Origin of the sequence: Phaeobacter sp. SYSU ZJ3003 (assembly GCF_041300735.1) — a bacterium.
GTDB classification, from domain to species: domain Bacteria; phylum Pseudomonadota; class Alphaproteobacteria; order Rhodobacterales; family Rhodobacteraceae; genus Phycobacter; species Phycobacter gallaeciensis_A.
Window position 1 is genome coordinate 1 of sequence record NZ_PXNU01000088.1, and the last position, 10,555, is coordinate 10,555.

General features: G+C 59.9%; 8 protein-coding genes and 2 pseudogenes. 7 read left to right on the plus strand and 3 right to left on the minus strand.

Going from position 1 to position 10,555, the window contains the following annotated elements:
* Window positions 1-61: 61 nt before the first annotated feature.
* The 3 genes and pseudogenes from C6W91_RS20140 to C6W91_RS20150 form a co-directional block, all read left to right on the plus strand.
* The gene (locus C6W91_RS20140; RefSeq protein WP_370571479.1) at window positions 62-844 is read left to right on the plus strand and encodes an IS110 family transposase; all 783 of its coding nucleotides are present in this window, start codon (window positions 62-64) and stop codon (window positions 842-844) included.
* Window positions 845-1,167: 323 nt separating this feature from the next.
* Window positions 1,168-1,296 (plus strand): transposase, encoded by a 129-nt coding sequence (locus C6W91_RS20145; protein WP_370571480.1) that lies wholly within the window; start codon window positions 1,168-1,170, stop codon window positions 1,294-1,296.
* 158 nt (window positions 1,297-1,454) lie between these two features.
* Window positions 1,455-1,751 (plus strand): annotated as a pseudogene (locus C6W91_RS20150) (transposase); the annotation flags it as partial.
* Here C6W91_RS20150 and C6W91_RS20155 read toward each other — a convergent pair.
* Window positions 1,729-1,959 (minus strand): annotated as a pseudogene (locus C6W91_RS20155) (dTDP-4-dehydrorhamnose 3,5-epimerase family protein); the annotation flags it as partial. The pseudogenes C6W91_RS20150 and C6W91_RS20155 sit on opposite strands and share 23 nt — an antisense overlap.
* A 168-nt stretch (window positions 1,960-2,127) precedes the next feature.
* Here C6W91_RS20155 and C6W91_RS20160 point away from each other — a divergent pair.
* Genes C6W91_RS20160 through C6W91_RS20170 form a run of 3 tightly spaced genes read left to right on the plus strand, consistent with a single transcriptional unit; the run spans window position 2,128 to window position 5,403 of the window.
* Window positions 2,128-2,547 carry a hypothetical protein gene (locus tag C6W91_RS20160; RefSeq protein WP_370571481.1) on the plus strand — a complete coding sequence of 140 codons (420 nt, stop codon included), beginning with the start codon at window positions 2,128-2,130 and terminating at the stop codon, window positions 2,545-2,547.
* Window positions 2,483-3,397, plus strand: a complete 915-nt coding sequence (locus C6W91_RS20165; RefSeq protein WP_370571482.1) for a glycosyltransferase — start codon at window positions 2,483-2,485, stop codon at window positions 3,395-3,397. Before C6W91_RS20160 ends, C6W91_RS20165 begins: the two co-directional genes overlap by 65 nt.
* A 53-nt stretch (window positions 3,398-3,450) precedes the next feature.
* Window positions 3,451-5,403 (plus strand): glycosyltransferase family 2 protein, encoded by a 1,953-nt coding sequence (locus C6W91_RS20170; protein ID WP_370571483.1) that lies wholly within the window; start codon window positions 3,451-3,453, stop codon window positions 5,401-5,403.
* Window positions 5,404-5,410: 7 nt separating this feature from the next.
* On the opposite strand, the gene C6W91_RS20175 is transcribed toward C6W91_RS20170, so the two are convergent.
* Entirely contained in the window at window positions 5,411-5,932 is a 522-nt protein-coding gene (locus C6W91_RS20175; RefSeq protein ID WP_370571484.1) for a sulfotransferase, read from the minus strand.
* Between the two features lie 739 nt (window positions 5,933-6,671).
* Between C6W91_RS20175 and C6W91_RS20180 the strand changes: the two genes are divergently transcribed.
* Entirely contained in the window at window positions 6,672-9,212 is a 2,541-nt protein-coding gene (locus C6W91_RS20180; RefSeq protein WP_370571485.1) for a beta strand repeat-containing protein, read from the plus strand.
* 495 nt (window positions 9,213-9,707) lie between these two features.
* Here C6W91_RS20180 and C6W91_RS20185 read toward each other — a convergent pair whose 3' ends face one another.
* Window positions 9,708-10,424: an IS110 family transposase gene (locus C6W91_RS20185; RefSeq protein ID WP_370571486.1), complete on the minus strand. Its 717-nt coding sequence runs from the start codon at window positions 10,422-10,424 to the stop codon at window positions 9,708-9,710.
* Between the last annotated feature and the right edge of the window lie 131 nt (window positions 10,425-10,555).

A 10,555-nucleotide genomic window follows, 5' to 3' on the forward strand; every position in this document is an offset into this window, starting at 1 on the left:
AAATGCGGGGAATTCATGCGCCTGTCCCACGGTCCTCCGCATTATGGCCACCTGATGATAAGTGAAGCGCCACAAGAACGATGACCGTGATGCGGAGGCCATTGCCGAAGCCGCGACGCGCCCGACGATGTCATTCGTTGCGATCAAGTCGGAAGAGCAGCTTGATCTTCAGGCCCTGCACCGCGCGCGGGAACGTCTCGTGTCGGACAGGGCGCGCTTGATCAATCAGGGCCGCAGTTTCCTGATGGAACGCGGGATCCGGGTAGGAACCGGCCGCCACGTCTTCCAGAAGGAATTGGACAGATTGGCCGCAGAGGGCGCTGCTGACCTATCACCCCGTATGCTCCTGCTCGTGACTGACATGGCGTCTGAACTGGACGGGATCAATAATCGGGTCGCAGCCATTGATGCCGAGATCAAGGCGTTGGCCAAGGCGGATGCAGATATGCAGAGGCTGATGGAAATCCCGGGGATCGGTCCCACGATTGCCACGGCACTTGTGGCTGCCGTCGGCACGGGCAGCAGCTTTGGTAAGGGGCGTGATCTCGCCGCATGGCTTGGCTTGGTGCCACGGCAGGTCACGACAGCTGGCAAGGCCAAGCTGATCGGCATCTCGAAACATGGCGATCGATATTTGCGAAAGCTCTTCATCCACGGTGCTCTAACGGTGCTGCATCTCGTGCGAGATAGGACGTCGCCAATAACGGCCTGGGTAGACTGTCTGAAGGAGCGAGCGCATGTGAACGTCGCGGCAGTCGCCATGGCCAACAAGATGGCGCGTATCGCCTGCGCTGTTCTGACGAAGGGAGAGAAATATCGGCCAAATGCCATGAGCGGTCTGTAGTCGGGCAAACGCGCAACCGGACAAAGGGAACGGCGAGCGAGGAGGAGATGGACCAACGACCGATCGGCGTCTTGTCAGTCTGGCGGGGAGTGTGGCCCCAGAGTGCCGATGAGCTAACGAGACACAGGGCGCGCGACTTCCCATCTTGGTCAGGGGCAATTCGAACGGCCCCAAAGAAAGACCGAATACATAGAAGCAGGGTCAATGGCGCATCAACAAATTACTTGCAGGGGAAGGCAGTTCATACATACTCTCCAGAATTCGGACACTGACATAAGCTACGATTTGCAGTCTGCTGATCTTCGACGAAAAGGAGATCAGAGATGTCGAAACGCAAGCAGCACGCGCCTGAGTTCAAAGCGAAGGTCGCGCTGGAAGCCCTGAAGGGCGAGGATGCCGCCGCTGAGCTGGCGAGCCGGTTCGGGGTGCATCCCACGATGATCCATCAATGAAAGCGAGCCCTTCTGGAAGGCGCCTCCGGTGTGTTCGAGCGCGGTGGCCGCAAGAGAACCGAGATCGATGAGGAGCAGGTGAAGGTGCTCCACGCGAAGATCGGGGTGAATCGCCCCGAGTTTGTCGGAGACCATCAACTTAAGTAGGGATGATGGTTATGACGAAAAGCAAAATGGCAAATCGCTATTCGCCCGAGGTCCGCGCACGTGCGGTCCGGATGGTTTTCGAGCATCAGGGCTCATATGAAACGCAGGCGGGCGCGGTTGCGGCCATTGCACCCAAGATTGGCTGTATTCCCCAGACTTTGAGCGGATGGGTCAAGCAGGCGGAGAAAGACAGCGGCAGGTGCGATGGCGTGACCACTGAGGAACGGGACCGGATCAAGGCCCTGGAACGGGAAAACCGTGAGTTGCGGCAGGCGAATGAAATTCTCCGCAAAGCCTCAGCTTGTCCTGCGCATGGGGAGGGGACTGAAAGTGCAGACCGCGAATGGTGCCCGCCTCGGCTGACATCGAATGGTTGTCCTGCACAAAGTCATAGTCCAGACCCTGCTCTGCCATCCGCTTGCGGTTCCAGCTCTCGCTGAAGAAGCCGCGCGCATCCCCAAACCGCTGCGGTGTCAGGATCAAGACAGCCTCAAGGGCGGTTTTTTCAATCTGCATGGTCACTCTCAGCTGGCATTTGGTTGCAATCGGGCAAGGGTTCACAGCAACCATCTGAAACCCGTGCTCGGTTCAGCGGTGCTCTGGCTGATTGTCACCGGCAAAGCCCTGCAGAGACATGCCACTTGCCTCTTGGCGGCGAGGAGGGCAAGCAGGGACTGCCGATAGGTGCGCTTCGTAGCGACAGAAGGAAATGCCGATGAAAATCCTCATGGTGCATCAGAACATGCCCGGCCAATACCGAGAGCTCGCACCGGTTCTGGCGGCCACGGGAGAGCACCAGATCTGTTTTTTGACGCAGCGCACGGATATGCGGCTTCCGGGGATAAACACGATCACCTAAAAGCCCTTTCACACGCCGTCCCAGTCTTTGGCCTGTCCAAAGACTGGGAAAAGGCGGCGGGTGTGGGCATGGGGGCTGCGCTGGCGGCGCGCACGCTGGAAAAACAGGGGTTCAAGCCGGATATCATCCCTGGTTATACCGGCTGGGGAGAGCTATTGTTTTTGAAGGATGTCTGGCCTGATGTTCCTATCATCGGATTTTTTGAATATTACTACCTCACCTCGGGGGGGGCTGGTCGGCTTTGATGGGGAAAGAGCCGCGAACGATCAGGCGGGATTCTTCTCTCTGGCCCGCAATACCGTTCCCAACGTCAGCCTTGGTTCGGTCGAACTCGGTCATGTGCCGATGCGCTGGCAGCACGACCTCTTCCCCAAGCATTTTCACGACAAAATGTATGTCTGCCACGATGGCATTCGCTGTGACATCCTTGGTCCTGATCCGGATGTTTCGGTCAGGCTGGGACGCCTTGAGAAGGCTTTGACCCGCGAGGATGAGTTCATCACCTATATCGCGCGCAATATGGAGCGGGCGCGCGGGTTTCACATCATGATGCGGGCGCTGCCGCGCATTCTGGAAGAGCATCCCAAGGCGCGTGTCATCATGGTGGGCGGCAATGAGACCTCCTATGGGGTTGAAAGCAAGCATCCCAAAGGGCTGCGGGGCGAGATGGAGGAGGAGCTTGGCAACCAGGTCGATTGGAGCCGGGTCTATTTCGTCGGTCGGGTGCCCTATCCTGATCTGTGCAAGATCATGCAATTGGCCCGCTGCCATATTTATCTCACCATGCCCTTTGTTCTGAGTTGGTCGCTGCTGGAATCGATGGCGATGGGTGCTACCATCGACACCTCTGACGTTGCCCCCGTCCGCGAGGCGGTGACCCATGGCGAGACCGGCATGTTGATGGGTTTCTTCGACCATGACGCGCTGGCCGCGCAGGTGGTGGATGTGCTGCAACGTCCCGATGACTATGCGCATCTGGGGCCAAATGCCCGGGCGCATGTGGTCGAGAATTACGACTTCAAGACCCGCTGCCTACCGGAGCATATTGCCCGGATGAACAGCCTGCTGCCTGCCACCAAGCAGATCCGTCTCTGAGGGAGGCTCTCGCGCCGCCTGATATATTCTGCCCGTAGGAGGGGAAGTTCTCGATGTCCTCAAGGCCGCTGCCCAAGATCACCATGACCCTTCTGGTGCGCAACGAGGCGGATATTCTCGAAGAGAACATCCGCTTTCATCACGCGATGGGCGTGGACAGTTTCATCGTAATGGACAACCTGTCCACCGATGACACGCCGGACCTTCTGGCGCGGCTTGGCGTTGAATTCGACATCGAGGTCTTGCGGCAGGAGGACGACGACTACGCGCAGGGCACTTGGGTGACCGAGATGGCCCGGCGGGCGGCCCGCGAGCGTGGGGCAGATTGGGTCATCAACAATGACGCGGATGAGTTCTGGCTGCCGGAGCAAGGCACGCTACGAGATCTCTTGGCCAGCCTGCCGCCCGAGACCGCTGTGCTGTCGGTGGCGCGCCACAATGCGGTGGTGACAGCCCCTGCCGATGCGCCGCTTGAGGGGCGCAGCCACCCGCGCCAGACGGTGGTCTTTGAAGCGCAAAGCCGCAATGCCACGGGGCAGCCTCTACCCGGAAAAGTTCTGCATCGCGCCAGCCTTGAGGTCACGGTGGCCCAAGGCAACCATGCGGTCAGCGCTCTCGACGGGGCGGTGGAGGAGGCGGGCACCCGGCTGCGGATACTGCATTTCCCCTATCGCAGCCTCGCCCACTACAAGGACAAGATCCGCCTCGGCGGGGCCGCCTATGCGCGCAATACCACGCTGCCAGTGGGGGTAGGGGCCACCTGGCGCACCCATTATTCGGCGCTGGCGGGCGGCGCGGGGCTGGACCAGTTCTGGGCCGAGCTGACGCAGACCCCGGAAGAGGTGACGATTGGGCAATATGTCGGAGACCTGTTTGCTTGCGACACCCTGCGCGCGTTTTTCGCAGCCCCTGCGGCGCTGGACGTGGCGCGGGCGCATCTGTTGACCCGCAGTGCGGAGCTTGTGCGCGACTTCGCGACCAGTCAGGCGCATTTCATCTCAAGGGCGGGGCGCGACCTGAGATGGCACCGTCCGATGTATTACAATCTGCGCTTTGCGGTTGCCAGCGCCGAGGCGCATCTGGAGCGACTGACGGCGCTGGTGCAGGGGCGCGAGGCCCGGGCGCTGTGCCGCAGCTTTGCCGAGCTGCGCGATGTCTTCTCGCTCTTTCCCCGCAACGGGTCTTTGCGCGACTTTCTCGCGGTGCTTCTCGAGCAGAGCTGCCCTGAGGCGGTGGCGCGGCTGCGGGCGGATTGCGCGGGCAAGCGGGTGATCCTGCACACCAGTTGTCGTCCCCGGTTCAATGCCTCGGCGGAAACGGTTGCCTCCTTTGCCCCGCTGGAGGGTGCCTATCACCACATCATCCTCTATGGGGCAGAGGGCAGCCCCAGCGAAGCGCAAACGCCGCTTGGGTTTGACTATGATGGCCGCTTCCTCAAGGTCCCGGCGCCGGACAATTACGAAGGCCTGCACCGCAAGCTGTTCTATGCCTATCTCCTGTTTGACCTGCTGACCACACCTGAGCTGGTTGTGAAGATTGACGACAATATCCTGATGCAGGATGCACCCGCCTTTGCGGCCTGCCTCGATCGGGTAGCGGCCGCCAAGGTGGCTTGTGCGGGACGCCGGGTCGGCGGCGAGCGGCATGATGGCCAGTGGCACGGCTGGCATATCGGCAAATGCGCCGATCCCCTGATCGAGACGCGCGGCTATCAATATCCGCTGCCGCGGGACTATGCGGCCGGGGGGCATGGCTATGTGCTCGGGCCCGAGGGTCTGCGTGCCTGTGGCTATATGTACCTCGCCATGCAGGCGTTTTTCGCTATGCCCGCGGTCGGACTGGAGGATGCCTGCGTCGGCCACGCGCTTTACGCACAAAACATGGAGCTGATGGACCTCTCTGATCCGGACAATCTGCTGGCGCTGCCGGGGCTGACCACCAAGGAATCGCTGCGCCGTGACCGGGCCTGGCGCGCGGTGATGGGCGATCCGGGCGACCTGGGCTGACCGCTGCTTAGGGCTTCGGTTTGCCCAGCCATTTCATATGCGTGAGCTTCCGCTCCAGCACCGTCTCGACCAGATTCGGGTCGAAGGGCACCTCAAGAAAGGCAAAAAGCGCGCGCCAGGCCTCTGGCCCCTGCACATAGGTGTTGTAGTGCATCTTGAGGCAGCGATCCGGAAAGCGCGCCATGGCGCTCTGATACAACGCTTCGGCCTGCTCAAGCTGGGCGATCACCTCTGCGCGCTCCATGGTTTTCCACCAGCCGGACCGGCAGACCTCCGCATGATCCCGGGTGTTGAAGACAAAGCGCGCCCCCGGCAGATAGCGGGTCAGGAACTCCAGCATGGGCAGAAACATCTGTGGATCTTCGTGCCAGCGAATCTCCTTAAAGCCGATCACCCGCGTATCTGCCTCTGGCCGTAGCACATGGCGCAGGAAGCTCTCGGCGAGATGCCGCCCCAAGGCATCGACATCGATCCCCTGATAGCCATACCAGGGCTGGTGCGGCCCCAAGGCCAAGAGAAGACCCCACACCGCAGGGCTCGCCAAAGCGAGCCACCCGCAGCGCCACGAGGCCGACGTCTTTCCCAGCACACGTTTGGTACGGCCAGTAAGAGAATCCCTTCGCGCCGCCACAGGGCCAACGCACGGGATTCGGGCAAGGCGGCCTCCCAATATGTTGCTCTAGGGACACAGCTTAGGCGAATTCTCGCTGTCAGACCCCTGCCGCAAGAGGGCCGCCTAAAAGGAGTGTTGCGACGTCGACCCTTATGGCAAAGGGCCGTTTCCCTGCCGCCTGATAAAGCCTCAATCCTCTGCAGCCCCAGCTGGCCTGTCGGGCAGCTTCGATCTGAGCCCCGACAACATTCTACCCAAAGAGGTACTGCCTCGCAGGACCAGCGTATCCCGGTATAGCCAATGGAAATCGCGATTCTGGCCCGGTTCTGGCGGGAATCGTCTATGCGGGCCTTTTGGCCCTCTTGCCCGTTGTCCTCCAAGCTCAAACCCAGTCTGAAACCCGTCACAGCCTGCTCGACCCCTAATCTGTGGGGTAAAGCCTTGGCAAATCGGTCACATTTGCGGTTTTTTGCCCAGTTCAGCACATCTTTCTTGATGAGTGCGACCGAAACCCATTATCCCTGCTGCGCGAGAGTTCTTTGGGGCAGGTCGTGTGTTGACGTGTCCCCGGGGGGGCGCATAGATTAGTCGCAATCCCCGCCGGCAGGCAGGGCAGATTTCAAAACGATACTCTTATCGAGAGGAAGAGGAAGAAATGGCTGAAGTTAACGGAACCCTGAACAGCGAAGCGCTGGCAGGCACCGCCAGTGCCGATGTTATCAGCGCTTTTGCTGGTGACGATACCATCAACGGCGTCGGCGGCGATGACCTCATCTACGGTGGTGCCGGCAACGACAACATCTCCGCTGGCACTGGCAACGACACGATCAATGGCGGTGCAGGCGACGACACGATCGTTGACGAGGGTGGCGCCAACGTCATCCACGCTGGCGATGGTGCCGATGTCATCGAAACCGGGTTCGACGCTGGTGTTGATGGTGTAACCCAAGCGCAAATCGACGCGGCTGATCAAGCCGTGACCGATGCGACCACTGCGAATGCCGCTGCTCAGGCCACCCTGGCCGCAGCGACCACTGCGAACACCACTGCGCAAAACAACCTGACCACTGCAACCACTGCGAACACCACTGCGCAAAACAACCTGACCACTGCGACCGCGGCGAACACCGTAGCTCAGGCCGCTGTGACCGCAGAGCAGGCAGACGTGACCGCAGCAGAAACCGCGGTGTCGGATGCAGAAGGCGTTCGTGACGCAGCCCAGCTGGACCTGATCCAGGCCCAGAACGCGCGTATCCTTGTCGACGACGGCGACGATTCGAACGACACCGCTGGCGAGCTCAGTGCGGATACTGATCTGGCGAATGCTCAGACTGCATATGACAACTCTGTCACGGCTCTCACCGCCGCCAATGCCACTCTGGCCACCGAGCAAGGGGAACTGGCGACCGCACAGGCTGCTGCTGCAACCGCCGCAAACGATCTGACAGATGCTCAGACCGCAGCTGATACTGCGGCAAACGATCTGACAAATGCTCAGACCGCAGCTGATACTGCGGCAAACGATCTGACCGCCGCTCAGAACGCGGCAAAAGCTGCATCTGCAGCTCTGGCCGCTGCTGTTGCTGCGGAAGCCGCGCTTGGTAACACGGTTATCGATGCTGTCTCCGCCACCGCCGTTTACGGTGGCGACGGTGATGACACGCTGATCATCGACACTCTGGCCGACGGTGACGTGATCACCGACGGTCTGGGTGCCTCGACCGTTGGCGGTGTCTCCGGCGTGACCGTTGAAGGTATCGAAACCATCATCTTGTCCGATCTGGGTGACTATGAACTGGATCTGAGCGAGGACGATGCGTTCACCACCGTCAGCACCCCGATCACCACTTCTGATGTCGATGATGCTGACGATGCCAGCATTCAGCTGATCGGCTATGATGCTGACACCGGCGCAATCAGCAACATCAACTCCGATGGCGGTACCGATGATGAAGATCCGGGCATTGTCATCAACGGCACCCGCTATGTGGACGGTGATGAGCTCGCGACGGCAGCTGGCGGCATTGTTGCCGTGAGCCTCTCCGGTGGCAACTATAATCTCGAGTACACCGCTCCGGGCGATGGCGACATTGCGGTTCTGAATGCAGGTACTCTTGGCGATGACGCCACTGCAGATGAAACTCTGATGGTCACCGTCACCGATGTGAACGGCAACGAAGGTGAAACTGAAGTTGTTCTGTCCTACGGCTTTGGCGCAAACATCAATATTGGTGAAACAGCTCCTGGCGCGGGTGATGCTTGGACAAATTCGACCCGGATCAACGGCGATGCCACTAACAACATGCTGACCAGCGGTGAAGGCAACGACACCATCATCGGTGGCGACGGCAACGACACCATCACCCTGAACGGCGGCAACAATGTCTCCTACGCGGGTGCGGGCGATACCGGTACTGACCGGGTCTACATCAACGGTGGCGGCGATAACATCGTTGGTGCTGGCGACGGTACTGACCGGGTCTACATCAACGGTGGCGGCGATAACATCGTGTACCTGGGCCTTGGTGCCGACGAGGCCGAGATCAACGATGACGGCAACAACACCATCTGGTCCGGTGCCGATGATGCCGCCGACCAGATCGACGTCTTCGGTGACGGCGACAACGTGATCGGCCTTGGTGACGGCGCCGACCAGATCGACGTCTACGGCCACGGTCACAACACCATCTATGGTGCTGCTGGTTCCGACAACATTTATGTCGACGGCGACGGTGACAACATCGTCTTCGGTGGGGCAGATGCAACCGCGTCGAACGTGATCTCTGTAGATGGTGAAGGCGCCAACACCATTTACAACGGTGCTGGCGATGACTCTGTCTACGTTTCTGCTGCTGCAACTGGCGCAAACACCTTCTACGGTGGTGCAGGCGACGACACCTTCGTCTTCGCAGATGGCGCAGCCGGTACGCTGATCTTCGAAGCAGGCCAAGGCAACGACACTGTCGATGCTGGCTCCAATGGTGCAGCTCTGCTGGACGATGATGCGCTGATGATCGATCTGGCAGCCTTTGGCTATGCAGACGGCGATGCGGTTCTGGCCGATATGGCGAACGACACCGTTGGTGGTCAAAACGGCGTTCTGCTGACGCTGAGCGCAGGCCAGACCATCTTCTTTGATGGCGCTGACCTGACCGACTTCCAGCAAGCAACCGTCAGCGACTGGGCGATCCTCTGATCCAACCCTGTCGGGATTATCTTCGGAAAGGGCGCCTTCGGGCGCCCTTTCTTTTTGCGCTACGTGATCGGGTTGTGCGGTGCCGCAAAGAGGCGGCCCCGGCAAAGGTCTCTTCGATCTCTCTGTCGTGGTGCTGGAACAGGGCATCACGTTTTGGACCGGGCCTATGCGCCGGTCGATTGCGATCTGCCGCATTGATCTAGTGAAATGTGGGGTGACTAGCAACTTCTGTGGTTGCCGCCCGTATCGCAAGAAGTTTCTGACCGTCCAGGCCTGTGATCGAGTGCGAACTTCTGTCAGGCCTCAGTGAGCGGCATTTCCAAAAGCCGCGGGCCGGGATGGTGATCAGCGGATCGGGTCCAAATCTGTATTCCGAGCTTTGTGCTCGCAGTTGCTAACTGGTTTTCCCTATCCGGATCTATTCGATCATTTTGCCCATTCAGGTCATCGTCTTCTTACCCCCTTGGCACCGTTGCTAGCGGCCCGGCATGAGCATCATGCCGTGGCTGCTAACACCGGATCCTTGTAATCTTCGTTCTTTGTCAGCATCGCCCATATCTGCCGGGCCATCTTGTTGGCCAGCGCAATGGCGACCAGCATCTTGGGCTTGCGCGCCAACATGCGTGACAACCAGCTGCCCTCCGCAATCGAGCGCAGTCCAAGCCAGTTCAATCGAGACATTGCTCCAATAATCAGGAGCCGTCGGATGTCGGCCTGACCGGCCTTGGTCATACGTCCCAAGCGCTCTTTGCCTCCGGACGAATGCTGCCGGGGCACGAGGCCCAACCAAGCCGCAAAGTCGCGTCCTGATTTGAACCCGGCCATATCTGGCCCGAATGCTTCCACCGCGATCGCTGTCAGGGGGCCAACACCCGGCATGGTCTGGAGCCGACGCGACCTGTCTGACTGGGAAGCCAGCGATGCGAGTTTCTTGTCCCGGTCGGCGATACGTGCTGTTTTCTCAGCAATCTGTGCCAGCAGGTCCTTGCACTCATCCCGGATCAGCGCAGGTAAGTCTGAAGTTTCATCCTCTAAAAGCACCGTTATACGATCAATGGAGCGAACTCCTGCAGGAAACACATGGCCATGCTCGTACAGCAGAGCCCGCAAGGCGTTTACATCCGCGGTACGCTGATGGATCAATCGTTCCCGGCCGCGGAACACGGCCGCGCGGGACTGCTGCTCAACCGTCTTGCGCTCCACAAAGCGCATTTCCGGCTGCCGGGCCGCGATTACGATCGCCTCGGCATCGGCAGCGTCATTTTTCTGACGTTTGACTTATCATCAGTTGGCCATAATGCGGAGGAACCTGCGCAGACTTGCTGTTTGCCGGCGTTTTCGCC

Excerpts from the sequence above, each read along its gene's own strand:
- C6W91_RS20165 (WP_370571482.1), top strand. The coding sequence starts at position 2,483 with ATGTTCCTATCATCGGATTTTTTGAATATTACTACCTCACCTCGGGGG.
- C6W91_RS20185 (WP_370571486.1), bottom strand. The coding sequence starts at position 10,424 with ATGCGCTTTGTGGAGCGCAAGACGGTTGAGCAGCAGTCCCGCGCGGCC.
- C6W91_RS20145 (WP_370571480.1), top strand. The coding sequence starts at position 1,168 with ATGTCGAAACGCAAGCAGCACGCGCCTGAGTTCAAAGCGAAGGTCGCG.
- C6W91_RS20170 (WP_370571483.1), top strand. The coding sequence starts at position 3,451 with ATGTCCTCAAGGCCGCTGCCCAAGATCACCATGACCCTTCTGGTGCGC.
- C6W91_RS20180 (WP_370571485.1), top strand. The coding sequence starts at position 6,672 with ATGGCTGAAGTTAACGGAACCCTGAACAGCGAAGCGCTGGCAGGCACC.